18 protein-coding genes and 1 pseudogene are annotated in these 19,176 nt (G+C 36.3%); 3 read left to right on the top strand and 16 right to left on the bottom strand.

The window, feature by feature from the left end; genetic code table 11:
- Positions 1-117 precede the first annotated feature (117 nt).
- From CLLU_RS06150 to pduA, 16 genes are all read right to left on the bottom strand, one after another.
- The gene (locus CLLU_RS06150) at positions 118-1,962 is read right to left on the bottom strand and encodes an APC family permease (RefSeq protein ID WP_106008694.1); all 1,845 of its coding nucleotides are present in this window, start codon (positions 1,960-1,962) and stop codon (positions 118-120) included.
- Positions 1,963-2,170: 208 nt separating this feature from the next.
- Positions 2,171-3,220: a PocR ligand-binding domain-containing protein gene (locus CLLU_RS06145; protein ID WP_106008693.1), complete on the bottom strand. Its 1,050-nt coding sequence runs from the start codon at positions 3,218-3,220 to the stop codon at positions 2,171-2,173.
- 350 nt (positions 3,221-3,570) lie between these two features.
- Entirely contained in the window at positions 3,571-4,983 is a 1,413-nt protein-coding gene (locus CLLU_RS06140; RefSeq protein ID WP_106008692.1) for an aldehyde dehydrogenase family protein, read from the bottom strand.
- Complete coding sequence (locus CLLU_RS06135) at positions 4,967-5,986, bottom strand: cob(I)yrinic acid a,c-diamide adenosyltransferase (protein ID WP_106008691.1); 1,020 nt, start codon at positions 5,984-5,986, stop codon at positions 4,967-4,969. The genes CLLU_RS06140 and CLLU_RS06135 overlap by 17 nt, the downstream gene beginning before the upstream one ends.
- A gap of 46 nt (positions 5,987-6,032) precedes the next feature.
- Complete coding sequence (locus CLLU_RS06130; RefSeq protein ID WP_106008690.1) at positions 6,033-6,308, bottom strand: EutN/CcmL family microcompartment protein; 276 nt, start codon at positions 6,306-6,308, stop codon at positions 6,033-6,035.
- Positions 6,309-6,338: 30 nt separating this feature from the next.
- A complete protein-coding gene (locus CLLU_RS06125; protein ID WP_106008689.1) occupies positions 6,339-7,157 on the bottom strand; it encodes a flavoprotein in 819 nt (272 codons plus the stop codon).
- Positions 7,158-7,198: 41 nt separating this feature from the next.
- A complete protein-coding gene (gene eutJ / locus CLLU_RS06120; RefSeq protein WP_106008688.1) occupies positions 7,199-8,032 on the bottom strand; it encodes an ethanolamine utilization protein EutJ in 834 nt (277 codons plus the stop codon).
- A gap of 4 nt (positions 8,033-8,036) precedes the next feature.
- Positions 8,037-8,687: a phosphate propanoyltransferase gene (locus CLLU_RS06115; RefSeq protein WP_106008687.1), complete on the bottom strand. Its 651-nt coding sequence runs from the start codon at positions 8,685-8,687 to the stop codon at positions 8,037-8,039.
- A complete protein-coding gene (locus CLLU_RS19310; protein WP_106008686.1) occupies positions 8,687-9,415 on the bottom strand; it encodes a BMC domain-containing protein in 729 nt (242 codons plus the stop codon). The genes CLLU_RS06115 and CLLU_RS19310 overlap by 1 nt, the downstream gene beginning before the upstream one ends.
- Before the next feature lie 42 nt (positions 9,416-9,457).
- Entirely contained in the window at positions 9,458-9,901 is a 444-nt protein-coding gene (locus CLLU_RS06105; protein ID WP_106008685.1) for a glycerol dehydratase reactivase beta/small subunit family protein, read from the bottom strand.
- A 15-nt stretch (positions 9,902-9,916) separates the two neighbouring features.
- Positions 9,917-11,755: a diol dehydratase reactivase subunit alpha gene (locus CLLU_RS06100; RefSeq protein ID WP_106008684.1), complete on the bottom strand. Its 1,839-nt coding sequence runs from the start codon at positions 11,753-11,755 to the stop codon at positions 9,917-9,919.
- A gap of 12 nt (positions 11,756-11,767) precedes the next feature.
- A complete protein-coding gene (locus CLLU_RS06095) occupies positions 11,768-12,286 on the bottom strand; it encodes a diol dehydratase small subunit (protein WP_106008683.1) in 519 nt (172 codons plus the stop codon).
- A gap of 11 nt (positions 12,287-12,297) precedes the next feature.
- The gene (locus tag CLLU_RS06090; RefSeq protein ID WP_106008682.1) at positions 12,298-12,972 is read right to left on the bottom strand and encodes a propanediol/glycerol family dehydratase medium subunit; all 675 of its coding nucleotides are present in this window, start codon (positions 12,970-12,972) and stop codon (positions 12,298-12,300) included.
- Between the two features lie 19 nt (positions 12,973-12,991).
- Positions 12,992-14,656 carry a propanediol/glycerol family dehydratase large subunit gene (locus CLLU_RS06085; protein WP_106008681.1) on the bottom strand — a complete coding sequence of 555 codons (1,665 nt, stop codon included), beginning with the start codon at positions 14,654-14,656 and terminating at the stop codon, positions 12,992-12,994.
- A gap of 51 nt (positions 14,657-14,707) precedes the next feature.
- On the bottom strand, positions 14,708-15,574 hold the full coding sequence (gene pduB, locus CLLU_RS06080) for a propanediol utilization microcompartment protein PduB (RefSeq protein WP_106008680.1): 867 nt from the start codon (positions 15,572-15,574) through the stop codon (positions 14,708-14,710).
- A 20-nt stretch (positions 15,575-15,594) separates the two neighbouring features.
- On the bottom strand, positions 15,595-15,876 hold the full coding sequence (gene pduA, locus CLLU_RS06075; RefSeq protein ID WP_106008679.1) for a propanediol utilization microcompartment protein PduA: 282 nt from the start codon (positions 15,874-15,876) through the stop codon (positions 15,595-15,597).
- Here pduA and CLLU_RS19515 point away from each other — a divergent pair.
- From CLLU_RS19515 to CLLU_RS06060, 3 genes and pseudogenes are all read left to right on the top strand, one after another.
- Complete coding sequence (locus tag CLLU_RS19515; RefSeq protein WP_106008678.1) at positions 15,851-16,474, top strand: ATP-binding cassette domain-containing protein; 624 nt, start codon at positions 15,851-15,853, stop codon at positions 16,472-16,474. The genes pduA and CLLU_RS19515 overlap by 26 nt on opposite strands.
- Positions 16,475-16,854: 380 nt before the next feature.
- A complete protein-coding gene (locus tag CLLU_RS06065) occupies positions 16,855-17,748 on the top strand; it encodes a hypothetical protein (RefSeq protein WP_106008677.1) in 894 nt (297 codons plus the stop codon).
- Positions 17,749-18,449: 701 nt separating this feature from the next.
- A pseudogene (locus tag CLLU_RS06060) lies at positions 18,450-18,917 on the top strand (ABC transporter permease subunit); the annotation flags it as partial.
- Positions 18,918-19,176 lie beyond the last annotated feature (259 nt).

Here is a 19,176-nt window from a genome sequence, read left to right as displayed (position 1 = left end):
CACAAATGTATTTCAGTTGAATATGTAAATTATATTACCACAATTACTATAAATAATCAACAATTTTATAAAGAATTTTACAAATAAAAAAAAGGTGATATGATATCACCTATGTGCTTAGTCCTCAAATATTATATAGGGAACTGTAACCACTGCTATATTCCTTCTTCTAAGGAGCATGGTTCTAATAAACAGCGCCGTTTGATTGTGCAGTATATTTCCCCACCATCTTGTAACTACAAGCTGGGCCAGAACTACTGTTACTGTATCCTTGGGGCCTGCAGCATATTCTTCTGATTCTATAAATTTGACCAGCGGTCCCAATATGCTTCTATAGGGAGATTTCTTCACCACTATAGGTATACCTACATTGTACTCATGCCATTTTTTCAAAAGTTTTTTCGTAGCCTCATCATCCACTGAAACATGAAAAATTATTATATTGTCCGATATGGTCCTGGCATAATTCAGAGCCTTCAGAAAAGATTTATTCAGATTATCTATAGGTACTATCACATATCGCTTCTGCTTGGATAAATCCACTTTTTCCTTGGGTCTCTCGCTTACTGAAAGCTTCAGCTGTTTAGCCACTTCACGATAATGTCTTTTAATGGCTACCATAATATAAACTAATATAGGTATAAGTATAAATACAACCCAGGCTCCATTCAAAAATCTAGTTATACCAAGTATAACAGCTGTAGCGAAGGTGACCAGCGTGCCTATGCCATTTATGGCCGCCTTGCGGGTCCAGCCTTTATTTTTAAGTCTTATCCATCTCTTGAACATTCCCGCCTGGGACAACGTAAAGGATATAAAAACCCCCACTGCATAAAGAGGCATCAAATAGTGAGTGTCACCTTGAAACATGACAACCAATATAGCTGACACCAATCCCAGGGTTATGATCCCATTTGAATATCCAAGTCTTTTTCCCCTCTTTGCAAATTGCCTGGGAGCAAATCCATCTCTGGCTATGAAGGCCAGCAGCAGCGGCAATCCTGCAAAAGCAGTATTACTGGCCATTATCAGTATAATAGCAGTAGTTATCTGAACCAAATAGAACATGATGTTGCCGCCAAATACCTGATGGGCTATCTGGGCAACTACAGTAACATCAGAATTGGGTACTGCATGGTAGAGGGTGGCCAGATAAGACACTCCGCCAAATATTACAAGTACCACCAATGCAAGAAGTTCCAAAACTGTTTTGGCATTTTTCTGTGAAGGCTCCTTGAAGCTTGGAATACCATTGCTCACTGCTTCTATTCCAGTGAGTGCCGTACATCCTGATGAAAAAGCTCTCAAAAATAAAATTACGGTTATATCGGAAACCGCTGTTGGTATTTCGTACATGGGTTTAGGTACATACCCAAGAACTTTCACTTTGAATATTCCAAAAAATATCATGATCAATATGACAATCATAAATAAGTAGGTTGGTGTGCCAAATGCCTTGGCGGACTCTCTTATCCCTCTTAAATTGCCTATGGTTATAATAAATATAAATAGCAGAGTTATATCAACCCTGTAGGGCAATAATGGAGGTACTGCAGAAATTATAGCTGCTGTACCTGCGGATGTACTCACTGCCACAGTCAGCACATAGCCAATAGTTAAAGATGCTCCTGCCACAAGCCCGGGAACCGTTCCTAAATTATCTTTTGCAACAATATAGGATCCCCCTCCTTGAGGATAAGCATCTATAGTTTGTCTATATGAAAGCGTGACTAAAACCATCAAAAATACAATACATAGTGCAGCATAGAACATATACTTATATGACAGTATGCCTAATACTGGTATCAGTACCCAGAGTATCTCCTCACCTGCATAGGCTACAGAGGATATTGCATCACTGGACAGTACTGGCAGTCCCCAAAACACATTAAACTTTTCAGCCTTAAGTTCATTTGTCTTCAGGCTTTTACCAATTAATAATCTTCCCAATTTAGATATCATTTTTGCACCTCTAAAAGTAAATTTTACTTTAACTTTAGTATGGAATGATTATATATTATTATTCACTTTTACGATAGCTTTTTTTTTAATATTTTAGGACTATTTTAAATTGAATAGGGCAGTTCTATGTGAATACATCACATCTCTATTTGTTTTTTGGTATATGCTCAGTTTTAATTACATATGCTAATATTCAGATAATTTAAAGCTACTTTAAACTCTGAGCCAGTTCGTTCATACTGGACACTAATGAAAGTACTTCCTGCAGACTGGCATTGATTTGTTCAACAGCTGCTGCCTGATTTTCACTTGTCTTTAAAGTGTGATCAGAAACATCAACCGTTTTTAAAACTGAATCCTGAATATTTGAATTGAGTTTTACAATACTCACAGCTGTTTCTTTGGAGCTGTCTGAAAGCTTTCTTATTTCATCAGCCACTACCCCGAAGCCCTTTCCATATTCCCCTGCTCTGGCAGCTTCAATGGCTGCATTTAATCCCAGCATCTTTGTCTGATCCGCAATACTCTTTATATAATTTATAACTTCATGTATTTTTTCCGACAGTTCTTTTATATTCTGTATCTCTTTATTTAAGGACTGATGATTTTCTGATACACTTACCGCAGATGAAGAAAGCTCTTCTATAGATGCGGCTATCTGTTCAAGACTCTCGTTTACATTTTGACTTATGTTCTTTAATTCATATTGATTATACCCGAGCTTTGAAAGTATGTTCGAAATCATATAAAGTACATTTGCCGCTGCTTCTATCCTGTCTCTTTTTATAATTTTGACCTTTCTAAGGGCTTTTATATATTCTTCCGGATCAACACCTATCTCCTCCGCTATCTTTCTAAACTTATCTTCATCAGGTTTTTCGGTCAATACCTGTCCTCCCAGCATGCTTCCAATTACTTTTCCCTTTAGGATTATGGGAGCAGCAAAATCTACCAGACCTGCATGACAGGAATAAACAACAGGTTTTCCCGTTTTATAGGATTCTATGCCACCGTTCTTATCGCATTCCTCACATCTTTCATTTCCAATCCTGCAACCTCTTGTCAGCTTCATACAAAAATCTGTAAATTCGCTTCCCTTTACTACCGGTTTACCTGTATCGTCTGAAGTTATAGCAGCCATACCCACACTCTTGGCGAAATTGTCCTGGAACTCCTGCAAAAAATCAATGTCTATTATATCCTCCAACTTTATATCGTCTACATTTTTTACTGATACCTTGCTATTATCTATATCCATATTCACCATCCCCTTACTTTAATGGATACACTGGCATTTACTAAAGAAATAAAATTTATATATTCTGTACAGATATGTTATAGACATGTTAATTATAATCAGTGTATTAATTACATCAACATTCTAATTAAATTATCGAAAGGATGGTTTTTAACTTTAGCAAATTCAAGCATATAAGTCCCAGTAAATAAAATATATTACTGAAATTCAATATAATGTAGTTTATTATAATAAAAGTTCAGATATTAAATATCAAATAATGAAGATTTTCGGTGCAGCCGAAAATCAACTGGATCTGATATTTAAACTCTGAACTTTGGTATTTGCAATATGCGCCTGAATAAATTCTTTTAAACTATTCTAAAGGAATCTGCCATGGTGCATCTTCTGATCCTTGTAAAGGAAACTGCATTTGTAAGTCCCTCACCTGTAGGTCCAGCTATAGTGAATGTAGTATGACCTTCTCCGCCAAATCCTATTCCTGCATAGGAAGGTGCATTCTTGACAAATATAGTTGTATCTATTGCCCTTGCCATTGCAGTCAGATGATCTACATTCTTGGAGTGCATTGCAGCTGTGTGTCTGTTCCCATGTTCATCTTCCACGGCTGTTTCAAGTGCCTCATCAAAATCTTTTACTTTAACTATGGAAAGTATAGGCATCATAAGCTCCAATTGTACAAATGGATGGGAGTTTTTAGCCCTGTATATCAAAATCTCTATTTCATCTGAAACTTTTTCTCCTATGCTCTCCAGGATGTATTTTGCACCTTTGCCAACAAAAGCTTTGTTTATGGAGTACTTGCCTGTCTGGCTGTCTTTATTCAAAACTGTACCCAGAAGTTTCTCTGCCTGGGCATCATTTATCTCATAAACAGCTCTGTTTTCTTTCATATGTTTGATTAAATCTTCGTATATCTCTGCTACAGCTATAACCTCTTTTTCAGCTATGCAGGGCAGATTGTTATCAAAGCTGGCTCCATTTATTATATCCCTGGCTGCTTTTTCTAGGTCTGCAGTTTCATCAACTACCACTGGAGGATTTCCTGCACCTGCACCTATGGCCTTCTTGCCTGAAGAAAGCACCATCTTTACTATTCCAGGGCCACCTGTAGCAACCAGCATTCTTATTCTGCTGTCGTGCATAAGTACATTTGTATTTTCCAGTGAAGGTTTTGCCACTGCAGTAAGCAAATTATCAGGACCGCCTGCTTCTCTTATAGCTTTGTTCAAAATTTTCAGAGTTGTCAAGGATGTTTTGAAAGCTCCTGGATGAGGTGAAAATACCACTGTATTTCCTCCTGCCAGCATACATATGGCATTGCATATGACAGTAACTGCTGGATTTGTGGACGGAGTTATAGATCCTATTACACCAAAAGCTCCACGCTCAACCAAAGTAAGTCCCTTGTCACCTGTAATTGCCTCCGGTTTAAGGACTTCCGTACCCTGGGTCTTTTCAGCCGTGAGCTTTAATTTTAAATATTTGTGATCAACTCTGCCCATTCCAGATTCTTTTACAGCAAGATTTGCCAGCGACATTGCATTGTCCATGGTTGCTTTTCTCATTGCAGCTATATATTTTTCACGCTGTTCAAGAGTAGAATTTTTAAACTTTTTCTCAGCTTCATAAGCTGCTGCTATGGCTTCATCTATAGTGTCAAATACTCCATCGCTTACTTCCTGTTTTTTTGTGTCCTTTTCATTTAACTCTTTCAATACTCTTTCTATTATCTGTGACAGATCATTACCGTTTAATTCCATTTTTTATTACCTCCTCAAAAACTTTTACTCCATATTCTGAAACGCTAGTATCTTCGTCTACTGTACCTCCACTTACTCCTATAGCTCCTACAATTTGATCATCTACTTTTAAAGGAAATCCTCCTGAAAAGGTCAATACATTTCCATCATGGGTGAGTCCATAAAAATCTCCCCCGGGCAGTGAAGCTTCATATAAATCCCCTGTAGGACTTTTGAGAGCTGCAGCCGTATATGCTTTTTTCAAAGCAACCTTCAAACTTATTAAAAGGGAATTATCCATTCTCTCCAACAATACCGTATTGCCATCGGGGTCCACAATGCATATTACCATTGGTACTCCTATTTTCTGAGATTTCTCTATACATTTTTTAGTTATATATTCAGCAATTTCTCTACCAAGCGTCTTTTTCGCCACCAGACCTTTTTCAGAGCTGCTTTCATGTATTTCCCCACTGACCTTAAATGTCGTCAGCTTTTCTTCAGCTCTTTTTAATATATCTTTGTAATCTAAATATCTGGCTATGGCATAAATAGCATCCGATAATCTATTTATATACCTTTGAAGACTGCTGTTAACTTCATAATGATTCTTCAGCTGGGATATATATCTTTCTGCCCTTCTCACATCCGTCCTTGCCACATCAAGGTGAGCAGATTCCACAGTACCGCCAGGTACTATAAATCCATTTTGTATAGGACGCATTTTATCAAGATCATCTATAGTGTTTTCCAGAGATACAACATCTTCATCTTTTATTCTATCTTTATAATGATCAGTTCCAAGTGAGGCTAATTCTGCTGCAACCTCAAAGAGAGTCTTCTGTATTTTAAGCAGCTTATCTTTCAATTTCTTATCTTCAATATAAGCTCTAGCCAGACCAATTGATGAATTTGCTTCATCTATACTTCCATAAGCCCATACCCTGAGATCATATTTATTTGTCCTCTCACCGCCTACCAAACTGGTACTTCCCTTATCACCAGTTTTAGTGTATATCTTCATATAAATCACCACCTAAAATGCCATTTTAAAAATGCAAACATACATATCAGCGCTTATTCCATTCAACCTCATCTACAATTCCTACAATAGAGGTATCTGCAGGTATACTGCTTCCCGCCTCAGTTGCATTTCTAGCTCCGCTTCCCGTAACTACAATGACAATTTCATTAATTCCGGCACCAACTGTATCTATGGCAACCACGGGTTCACCTATTATATTTTCATCTTCATCTATTTTTTTAATTATAAGCAGCTTGCTTCCAATCAGTTTTTCATCTTTCTGTGTGGAAACAACATTTCCAACTACCTTAGCCAAAAACATACTCATCCCTCTTTCTTAAAATTCAAGTGTTCAATAATATCTTACAACTATATTATTATTGTCCATATAATCTTTTGCAAGAGGAGTTATCAGTGAACCCTGTTTTATTAAAATTTCCTTCGTATTCCCAATGTTAGCCAAAATATCCTTTGCAGTTACAACATGAGATAATATTTTACACGCCTTACCGCTTTCAGGCAGTCCAGCATCAATGATATTTTTGTCTTCATCTCTGCCGGAGAATATCTTTTTCTCCTCTACAGCACCTGCAGACAAATTATCATTATAATTGTTTAAAAGGATAAATTTACTCTCCAAGGTTCTTCTCAGTTCATCTCCCTGAATAAAATCAACTCCCAGGCCGCATAAAGTATCTTTATAGTTCAATATGAATTTATTATATGCCTCATTTTTGCTGAACCCCAAACACTGATTCCTGGGATTTTCAGGATCGAAGCTGTCTGATACAGCAATTACTTTTTTATTCATCATAAGAGCTTCGGCTATTCCTATGGTGACCAGATTATCTTCTATGCCAACTGCACACTTGGACAGTGTATTTCTTGTCATAACCGGTACCAGCACCAGATCGTCTTCCCGCACTGCCTGGGTCAGTTCTTCTTTGCACTCTATGAATTTTCCGTTCAAATCATCTATATATTTCTCTGGAATCACCTTTTTTGCAGGTTCCGTCATAACTATATCATACTTAAGAATACTCATAGAAGCCAATGTCTCAAATATATCCTTGATATTCACGGCTCCTCCTGATATAAACAAAAGCACCCTTTTGTTCAGCATGCTTACAATCTGGGCAACCACAGGTCTCAGTAAATCTTTTATATCCATTTATTCACCTCGCTTATATCAATTCTCATGTATACTACTACTTATTTCTCAACGTCATTCATAGCTATTCCCATAGGTGTTACAAGGAGAGGATTATAGGGCTTAATGGTTTTTATATGGGTATATTTCTCAAATATATTTTCTATATTTTTCAGGCAACAAGTCCCGCCTACCAGATAAATGGTATTTACATCATGTCCTTTGATATTCCTGAGTACTATCTCCGCCATTTTTTCAATCACAGGTCTCACCAGAGGAAATACTCTGTTATAATTCTCTTCTTCAACCTTATATTTTTCTGCTTTTTCATAGTCCATCTGAAGTGCTCCGGCTATTACCAGACTCAGATGATGCCCTCCTGTAGGTTCATCCGCACAGTGCACCACTTTTCCATTCTTTAATATGGATATTCCCGTGGTTCCACCTCCTACATCCACTACTGCACCCTCATCTATCTTTAGAACATTGGAAGCTGCAGTTGGTTCATCTATTATATTGGTAACTTTAAAATCAGCAGCTTCCACCACATTTGAAATAACTTTTGTATTTCCATCACTTATTCCGGGTGGTATAGCTGTAGCTGCACACTCTAGTTTCCTTCCCAGACTACTTTCCAGCTTTTCTTTTAAATTTCTAAGTATGTCTACCGCCTTTAAATATTCGACAACTATTCCATCTCTCACCACACTGGCGGAATACAGCTGCCCGGCAACAGGTCTATTTTCCCTGTCAAGTACTGTTATTACAATGTTGGAAGTTCCCAAATCCACTCCAACTTTCAAGCTCTGATCCTTGGAGATTTTATTGGGCTTCTCAAAAGATTTCTCCATTTCCATAATAAATGAGTTAGCTTGATTAAGCACGTCTTTTACCATTAAATCACCTGCTCAAACCTATTATTCTAATTAAATCACTGCCTTTGATCTCCGATGCATTGGCTTCGTCTGTATCTATGTGGAATTCCAATGCAGACGCATTGCTCACACGTATAAGCACATTTTTGAATATAACTCCTTTGGAACCTTTGGTTTCTACATCCACCAAATCTCCATTTTTCAAACCATAGGACTCAGCTTGTTTTGGAAGCATATGAATGTGCCTGCTGGCACATATCACCCTGTTTTTAAAAACCAGAGTTCCCTTGGGACCTATAACGGAAAGAGTTGCAGAATCCTCAAGATTTCCTGAATTTCTAACCGGTGCCTTTATTCCCAGATTGTATGAATCAGTTCTGGATATTTCAATCTGGCTGTATTTTCTAACCGGTCCCAGAATTCTAACTCTAGGGAAAAATGATTTAGGTCCTGCAATGGCAACAGTCTCATTTGCAGCAAATTGTCCTGGCTGCTTTACTTTGCTTTTTACTGTAAGTTCATATCCTTTTCCAAACAAATACTCCAAATCCTGCTGGGTAACATGAATATGTCTATTTGATACACCTACTGGTATGGAAAATTCCTTATTTTTAATTCTGCTTTCATTTACAATATGTGATACTAGATCTTCTACAAATTTTTCACTGACTTCCATTACTCTCTGTCACCTTCCCATGCTTTTTTGTAATGAATGCATAAATTCCTCGGCTGTCCTTTTCTTCTCGGACATTTAGGATCATGGCATATATTACATACTTCTTTATCTTCTTCTGTATTTTCTTTTATATTTTTTTCTGAATTTTCTTCTGGATTTTTTTTTACTTCTTCTTCTGCATCTTTTATATCTTGCTCTGAATCTTCTTCCGTATTTTTGTCCGAATTTGTTTCAAAAGAGTTCTCATCTTTAGTTTCAGTGACTTGTTTTTCTCTAGTTTCAATGTTCTGCTCTTCTTCAGTCTCCTCATCTGAATCTACATCCTGGAGTTTATATCCAATTTCTCCTTCATAATCAGAATCCTCAGATTTATGATTATGATCCTTTTCTTCATCAGAAACTGTAACTTCTTTTTTTGCCTCTTTCCCGTTTTCTTCAAGTCCAACTGTTTCTTTTGACTCTATAATACTGTCTAAATCTTTGGCAGGTCTTGGTATGACAAGGCTTGAATAAACTTTATTGACTTTGCCTGCACTCACCTTTGCCGCATTGATGGCAGCTTTGACAGCTCCTACATTTCCTTCTATTTTTATTGTTACAAGGCCGCTCCCTCTGGTCAGTTCGTAACCTATAAGAGTTACATTTGCTGATTTCACACAACTATCTGCAGCTTCTATTGCTGCAGCCATTCCAATAGTTTCAATAATACCAAGGGCCTCTCCATTCATAAAAAATCCCTCCCTTGTTAAATATGGAGTATACATAAAATTTTAAGAAATATTTAAATTAAAGTTCTTTAAAACAGAAATAACCGCCGATTTAACCTGGTTTCTTATATCATCTTCACTGGCATTTTTAAAGGATTTAAAGGGCATGATTTTATAAAGTCTAGCAGCATTACAGCCAATCATCCTGGCCTTATCTTTTTCATAATAATCAAGTCTCACATTTATAAGAGGACGATTTTCTTTGAGTTTATTATAATGAAGTACCACTCTGTCATTTTTTATTGCAATAGCTATTCCCATTCTGGATTCTTCAGCAGCTTCATAAGCAGTTTTGACTATTTCATCATGTGTAAAATTCATATTTTGCAGCTCATAGGGAATACCTTCTTCTTCCAATCCTGCGAGAATCTCTTTTAAAAGAGATTCTGCAGGATTATCAAGACATACATTTATACATGGCCTATTTATATTCACATTATCAATCATACTAAACTACCTCTTCTATGCTCTTGATTTATCAGGATGTAAACTCTCGTAATATGCAATCACCAATCCTGTAGCTACTGCATTTCTAGGTCCCATAATTCCTCGTATATTACCACTGCCGCATATAACTCCATAATGGGATAGTTCATCAGATATCATCTCTGGTATTTCGAAATCCAACGCGGATCCTCCTACAAGTACTACAAAATCCACAGCTCTTATATCATGATTTGGAGCTATATCCTTTAAAGCCCTCTTGATATTGGTTACAAATACCTTCTCCTTGGATTCCCTCCTGACCATTCTTATTTTCTCTATGGAATGTCTGGTTGGAATTGGAATCATCTCATTTTCACTCTTCACAATTACATTTCTGGCAAATAGAGAAGAATCCAGTTGATTTTGATAAAAGCACACATTTCCGCCTTCATATCTTATATTGAATAAGCTTTCAACTTTAGCCAGAGGATATCTTTTTATATCCTCCGCCAGACTCAAGTCATTCAATCCCAATTCTGAATTTATGAGCATTGTAACCATCTGTCCTGCTCCTGCATGATGAATGGATCTTATATCTCCTTCTCTGCTTATATAGGCTGAATCCGTGGAACCTCCTCCTATATCAAGTATTACCAATGGTTTATCCGTACCCGGAGTAGTAAGCGCTCCCCTAACTGCTACATTGGCTTCAACTCCGCCTATTATAACTCTTACCTTGGTCTCATTTTCCAACTTTTTAGCAATACTCTCCATAGGTAGTTTACTGGTTTTTACCATGGCTGCCAGTGCCACTGCATTTTCAAGGGAGAATTCACCGGCTACTCCCCCTTGAACCTTTTGAGGTATAAAGGTATCTACGGCCAAAATATCCTGAATTTTTACTTCATCTATATTCTGACTTGTAAGTTCACCCATTACCTGTCTTACTCTCTCCAACATTCCGCCCACATTAGTTCCAGCCTCACCGGTTACATCTTTAAGAGGCCATACTTTTTCCAGTTCCTTCATTATAGCTTCCGAACCGCTTTCTATTGGAAGCTGACCCTTTTGTTTCTCCCCCATCAGGATTAGTTTTCCAGCAGGGATTACCCTCTCTTTTACATCTCCCTCGGGAGTTCTTATAACAACTGCAGATCTATTTCCAATCAAAGCCCTTGCTATTGGAATCACATGTTTGGTTTCTTCTGGTGAAAGCTTAAAAACAGTAGCCAGCCCATAGGGATTAGACAGCACCTTTATGGTCTTGCCTGGAGATGCCACTTCCACTGCTGCCAGCATTCCCATAGGAACTTTATCTATATAAGATACCTCATCTACAATAGGAATATGTTTTTTCAGCCTGTTGTTTATTATCACTCCATCATCGCCCTGAACTATGGCAGCAGTGACATCAATATGATTGTCAAAGGCCTGATTTAATCTATTTGCAGCAGTTTCAAAATCAACCTTTCTAGGAATCACACAGATTACAGGTTCATTGGATGACATGCCTTCCAGTTCATCTAGATATATGGTTTTTCCCACTCCTATTCCCATACCTCCAGGAGTATCCGGGTTATGTCCTATCATAGTGGACTCTGTAATAACTGTCTCAGTTATGGTTTCCATAGCTACATCTCCAATTACTGGAGTTGCCTCATTTATACATATCACATTTAAATCCTGTATATTTATATGTATATTTTCACAAGCATCTCCTAGAGCTTTCACTATCCCTACCACATTGTCCAAGGTACCCTTAATTCCTGTGGTCTTAACTATACTACTTGTTTTAAATTCCAATTTATTTTCCACATCTGCAATTGCAACCTCAGTAGTGGAATTTCCTATATCAACTCCTGCTACAAATTTCATCATATCACCTGCCTAAGCTCTAAACATATTTCTCTTTTCATAAACCTCAGCTGCTTCTCTTATAAGTGAAGCATTTATTTTAGCGTTGTAGTCATCTTCAAGTTCCTTTGCTATATCCAAAAGTTCCTGTTTTGTAGACCTATGAGGTCTCAGTGCTCCATATATTTCAAGAACTCTGGCATCTGGAACTTTTGTAAGCTCAGCTGCTCTTCTAAGATTTTGTGCAAATTGTTTTCTTCCAACTGATTCTGCTATTTGAGCCTGATATAAAAGTACTTCTGGAGTTATCTTTATATCATCTGGAGTTATTTTTCCATTTAAAACATCTTCTATTTTTATATCATTTATAGTTTTCCCCGTTGAAGTCTTAATGAGATCAGGTCTTTTCTTGCTCAACGGATAAGCATTTTCAGCATTTAAATTATTTTCCTGAACTGAGCAAGCTTGAGCTGTTTTATTTCCAGCTCCAGTAGAGCCTACATTTTTCAAAACTTCATTAACTATCTGTTCTATCAAATCGTTATTAGCCATAATTTTCACCCCTATTCAAAAGTTACTTTTAGTTCTACAGGTTTAGCACTTCTGTCCACATGTTCAGTTTCCTTTATATGAAGTATTGCTGCTTTTGCCTGATATTTTGGTCTTGCCATCTGATCATTTACAACTGCTACTGGATCCGGAGACTCACCTTTAGCATATCTGGCTGCATTTTTACCTATTGCCCTAAAAGTCTTTTTATCAATCAATGGTGCCTGCGAAAATAATTCAAGGTTGTTTAATGGCTCCAAATCTTTCTGATGGATAACTGTAGTTCCTTTTGACTGTATTCCTATGCCAACACCCGAACCGCTTAACTTGGCTGCAGTATGAGCTACAAAAGCTACATCGGAAGTATTTAAAACTCTTATAAATCTATAGGAAATTCCCTCTTCTTCTATACCTGCAAGGATTTCTCTCAGGACTTCATTATGAGGTATTCCTATTATAGTTTCAGTCTGATACAATCCAAAAGCCGGTGCCAGACCTATTACTACTTCATCACTCTTCTTACCCCTTTGTGCAGGACCTATTTCCTCTATCTTCATATTTCCCACTTTTAAGGCAGGAGTATCGCTACCTGCAGAAGTACTGCCCTGGTTTCCGCCAGCCTGCAATTGCTCTAAAACTTTCTGCACTATAGATTCTATTAATTCCTCATTAGATACTGAATTTACCATATTCCAATCCCTCTCTTTCTTACATTTTTTCAGGGTCTAGAGCAAATGTTATGTCTTTTAACTTATTCCATCTTTCTCCCTCTACTCTATAACCGGTTCCAGGTCCCATATAATCATTTTTATCATTGACAGCACTTATAACATTAAATTTATTATCAAATATTGAGGATGCATGTAAATAATCCCCTGCTATTCTCTGTCTCAATATGTTGAGGACATTTTCAGCTATATCTGTAAATCCGCCTTTGTAAAGTCCCTTTACTATATCCAATCCAGTTGTGCCTCTGGACAATAATTCCTGAGCTGCCTTTAAATCTTCTACTACATTTCTAGCAGGCATATCCTTGCTCCCGTGAGCATATGTTGCAGCTTCAACCTCTTCGTCAGTTATAGCAGGAAGTCCGAGTTCTCTGAACAGTGCCTGCATTGCCCTGGCTGCTTTATTCCTGGCTGCTACAACATCTTCTTCCTTAGCAGGCTGAAGTCCTCCATCAACTTTAAGGTCTCTCTGTAACACTATCCAATCATCATAATCCTCTGCATCCCAGTTTGAACCTGCGAACATATTGTCGTAGTTAGGTGTAGAACTATATCCGGAACATATGAAGTCAGTTCCTGGTAAAAACTGCATCATGGTTCTTGCGGTCTTTCTGATATCGGAATGTGTAAATGTCTGGTCATTACTTGAAGCAACTTCAAGATCAAGCATTTCAGTTATAAGATTTTCACCCAGTACTGCTCTTATTCCTCCTGGTACTGCTGCTGGAACACCTATACAGCTGACTGAACCATTTTGAAGTCCCTGAACTCCTGCACCCTTTGTCATCATTATGCATCTTGCTTCCAGATAAAGCATGGATTTTCCTTCTGCATAACCCATCTGCACTTCGGAACCTGTACCTGATGTAAATCTCATCTTAAGTCCTCTTGAAGCATAAGCTGATGCAAGGAAAGTCTTTGAATATGGAGTATCATCACCATCTACGAACACATTCTCTGTACCGTATACGGATATGGTTTCTGCATAAGCTGTAAAACCAAGCATACCTAATTTAAGTTCTGTAGCTTCTTCCAGTGAACACTGTGTCAATACTCCAGGTCTTCCTGTCTGTGCTCCTACCAGAATTGCAATTGCATTAAATGGTGCATATCTTACTATACCTACGGTAGTTTCCATTTCTGCAAAACCTCTGATACCTGATTCAGCAGCATCTGCTGCAATCTGTACCGGATTATCACGTACATTTGTTACATGCGCCTGATTTGCAGGTGTTTTTCTAGCTCTCATCTTTTGAAGAGCCATCATCATTTCAACTACATTTAATTTATCAACTACTTCCACTAATTTTGCCGCAGTAAGCGAAGTTGTTATCTTTATTATTTCATCTCTCGAAACATTTATATCAACCAGCATTCTTGCAATATCAGTTGAATCCAATGCCATGGCTTTTTCGGTATTTTCTAAGTTTATTGAATGATCTGCCAAAAAAGTATCTATAAAATCAAAATCTTCTCTTTTCTTTCCATCCATCTCAACTACTTTCCCATTCTCCAATTTGATACTTGGAGCTGGATCATTGGGACTTCCTATTGCTATAAGACCAACTTCCGGCCATTCCTTAACGTAACCATCCTGATGAATTGGTCTTTTCTCTAATACTTCAAATCTCTTGGATTTTTTCATTAACTAGAACCCTCCTTAAACATATTAAACCCTTTGAATTTCCGATATTCATTAAATATAAGGTTTACCAGTAGTAGACACAGGATTCTGTCCCATGGATCTTGCTATGGATAATCCCACTTCTCTTGCAGCAATTACAGACTGTCTCACAGCACCTGAATCTCCAGTTACAGTTATGATAACCTCATTTGAATATGAAGTTCCATTTGAAGGACTTGAATAACTAACTAGATCAACGTTTGCAGTTTTAAGTGCTGTATCTGCCATTACCACTCCAAGTCCTGCAGGAGCACCTACTATTATTCCAAAAGATTTACCTATAGGAGCACCGAAGGCTTTGTTTAACGCCAGACTTGCCCTGGCGGTATAATGAAGCTCCACATGTCCTGCATCGAATCCATACACATCTCCAAAAGTCCTGTCCGTATCTTTAAGTGCAACTTCCACTGCTCTTCTGGAATCAGATACATCTTCTGAAGCCAATATTATGAGAGATCCGTGTCCAGCTCCGCCTTTGGTATCTCTTGGAAGTTCAATACTTATAACCTCCGTATTGGTGGCTTTCACGGCCTCATCTGCTGCCATTATCTGGGGACCTGCTCCTGTTCTATCACTTATAATTCCTATAGAGCGGTATTTTGCATCGATACCCATTTTCTCATGTAGAAGACTATCAACGTTTGCAATTACCAGTCCAACTGTATCTCCATAATTTGCTGTTCCAACAAATTCAGTTATTGGTGATGGTGCGCTCATTAAATCTACCTCCTTTTTATTATTGTTTTCTTTATTTTGTCTGGAAATTAAATTTTCAGATGATGATTTTACGATTTCATTTAATTGATCTTTACTGATATTTTTCAAATCTACCTTTTTTCTGATTTCCTCTAAAACCTTCTCTATTAACTCATTATCCATTTATATCTACCCCTAATCAATTATTCTGTAATTTTAGGCAATATTTTTTCTACATCTGTATGAGGTCTTGGAATAACGTGTATTGATATAACTTCTCCTACTCTCTTTGCCGAAGCTGCACCAGCATCTGTAGCCGCCTTTACTGCACCTACATCACCTCTTACCATAACGGTTACAAGTCCAGATCCAATTTTCTCATAGCCAATAAGTACTACATTTGCTGCCTTTACCATTGAATCAGCTGCCTCAATTGCTCCAACTAATCCTCTTGTTTCTATCATTCCTAATGCTTCCTGTCCCATAGGAACACCTCCATTAAATAATATTGATTTAAATATAAAAAAAGGAAAGTGTTATGGATTTATTGGAATAAATGGTTCAGGTAAAAGTCTGCTTTTCAAAATTATATGTGGATTTGTAAGGCCTACATCAGGACATATTAATGTTAATGGAAAAAAAGTTGGCATAGATGTTGATTTTCCTGAAAATATTGGTGTTTTAATTGAACATCCTGGTTTTTTACCTGAATATACTGCCTTTGAAAATCTTAAATTTTTAGCTAGTATAAATAATAAAATAGGAAATACAGAAATTGAGAATGCAATAAAATGTGTTAATTTAGATATAAATAATCATGAAAGTGTAAAAAAATATTCATTAGGAATGAAACAAAGGTTAGGTATAGCTCAAGCAATTATGGAAGACCCTGAAATATTAATTCTTGATGAACCAATGAACGGTTTAGATAAAAATGGTGTGAAATTAATAAAACAAAAACTACTTGAACTCAAAACAAAAGGAAAGACAATACTTTTAACAAGTCATATTTCACAAGATATAAATGAGCTAAGCGATTATATATATGAGTTTGACAATGGTAGTTTATCTCAAATACTATAATTAACTATATCTATATTTGAATTTCAGGGTATATTTATCTTTGCCATTACAGTTAAAATTTCGGTAACGTATTCCTCAAGATTACGTATCTCACGGAATCTTTCAATATACAGTCCTGTAAATAATTGTGTTCTTCTTTCAGCCGTTCAATAGACTCTTTATCGTAATATCCAGTTTGACCATCCTTATCACAAAACATATAAATTGGACCCTAAAAACATTTTAAAGTAAAAAGAGCTTGTTTAAGTCAAATAACGAAGGTATTAGGGAATATCTGTTGTAGTAAAAAACATCTTATGCTACCCTTTACTCACCAAGTGATTCTATAGTAATAATTTTTTATTGAAGATTACATTTAGATTATACAAGGAGGAGTTTTGATGTCTTCAAGAAAATTGCTGATTTTTGACTTTTGTATAGCCACAGCAATATTGTTGTCCGGATGTTCTACTGGGAAAATACATGTTATTAGTGATACTCTTAAAAATCCGATTATTCATAATGTCTATAATACAAGCAAACAGCCTAATGTTAATGTTTTGTCAATTTTTAATTCTTCGGGCAATGTTAAAATTACCAAATCAAGCTCCAATGAATTAAAAGTTGATGTAAAGCTAATCCAGACTAAAAACCTTACAGATATAGACAAGAAGTTAAAAAATTTAACTGTTAAACCTCAAATAAAAAATGGAATACTTTTTTATCAACCGCTATATGCTAAAAATAATAGTGAAAATTATTGGATGTGGATTACAGAAAACTTGAACGCTAATGGAATATATATAGATTTTGATATAGAAGTTCCCAGTTCAATCAGGGAAATTCGTGTGTTTAATGGCACTGGCAATATTGATTTAAGAAATATATCAGCAAAAATTTATGCTCAAACCGATGTAGGTAATATTACTGGTAAAGAAATAGAGCCTTTAGATAATGCTGTATTTAAAGATGATGTACCATTTTCAGATAAATTAAATGATATCGATATGGATTTTTCCAATATTGATAGGGCAAATAGTATAACTGCTGGCTCTAACACAGGCAGTGTAATTCTAAAGTTACCACATAGTGCAGAATATACCCATAATGAAATAAAATCATCAGACATGAATCTTGAATATCCATATCATTCAAATTCAAAACAAAGATTTGATTATTGTATAAAACAAAGTCTAGAGCCATCTAAAATAATATCTGCGAAGCACAATAAGACAATTATCACTACAGTCCCTATAGAAAAGAGCTCCAATAATGTTTTAATTATTAAAAAATAAAATTCAAAATATACTTTTGCTGCATTTGTATTGAAGGTAATCTATAAGTTTATAAGAAGTCGATGTAACAAACATTCGGTTATAAAGATATGCAGGTTGTTCAATGTGTCACTCAGTGGATATTATTTGTGGAATAATCCTGTTCGCTATTTAATTCAGATTTTTATAAGAAATATTTATAGTAAATAAATCGTCTTCTAAAATAGCTTATCAAACCTTAATTTTATTCTCTATAGTAGTAATCATATCTGCTATCAGATTTAAAATATGGTTCGCCAAATTGTAAGTATGTCCTTTTTATATTTGTAAGCTTACCAATAATAACAACACTTATTAAAATTCTAGGTGAAAAGAGAATACTATCCAAAGGCTTTGCTTTGTCAATTATGAAAATCTAAGAATAAGTTAGTATATTAAAGAAATTTAAAGATTATAGAGGGAGGTACAGAGGCTGACAATCATGCTATTATAGTGATATCAGTAGCATGTAAAACGGACAGGGATAGATTATATCCCTATTTTTTTATATTCTTTTCTTTTGGATGAGAGATAATACATATTTTCAGGTTTCCTCCAGGTTGACTTTTTCTACTAAAATCAACTATAAATCCATTTACGGAAAACAGATGAACATATAAAATATTATTAGAGGTGATAGATATGAAGGTGCTGAATATAGGCAAGTGTATTGTTCAGATGAGAAAAAGGAACACAAGACCATGGAGTCCCTGCTTTACACGCCAATATCCATGGAGCAGCTGCTCAGAGCCAAGATTTTAGGTGTCTTTGTGCCATCTTACATAATTACCTTTATTTCATTTATAATCTTTGGCATTATATTTGATATTGGAGGCTTCATCTATTTTGGAAAACTGATTTTCCCGGATATAAAATGGCTCGTAATCATATCTTGGATTGTACCTGCAGTTAATTTACTATCGCTGACATTTACTGTGATGGTATCTGCGAAATCGGAAACCTTCCAGGAAGCACAGCAGGTAAGCGGCTTTCTTCTCATTCCGGTAATTCTTTTATTGGTAGGCCAGATGACAGGGGTGCTTTTGCTCAATAATTTTGTAATGTTTATAGGCGGCGGTATTCTGCTGGTACTTGATTACATATTGATGAACAGGATTTCCGCCGGGTTTGTTCCTGAAAAACTGATTTGAATATATGATATACTTTTGTGTAGTATGACAATGTTGAAATCAAAAATCAAAGAAATGCTGAGGAACTTATAAGGCCATATTTTAACAGTGAAATAAGAGTATTCGTGGGAGATACTGTTTGTATATCAGTAGTGTTGATTTACAATATAAATTGACCCCCTTTTTACACTGAAAATTGACCCCTTCACTTTAAAATAATATCCTTTATGAGAGGTAAAAAACTCATGAAGGAGGCATAAGAGTGTAGGTGAAAGACTTG

This window comes from Clostridium luticellarii, assembly GCF_002995845.1.
GTDB lineage: Bacteria > Bacillota > Clostridia > Clostridiales > Clostridiaceae > Clostridium_B > Clostridium_B luticellarii.
The sequence above is the reverse complement of the archived record's forward strand: the minus strand, read 5'-3'. Positions and strand labels throughout refer to the sequence as shown.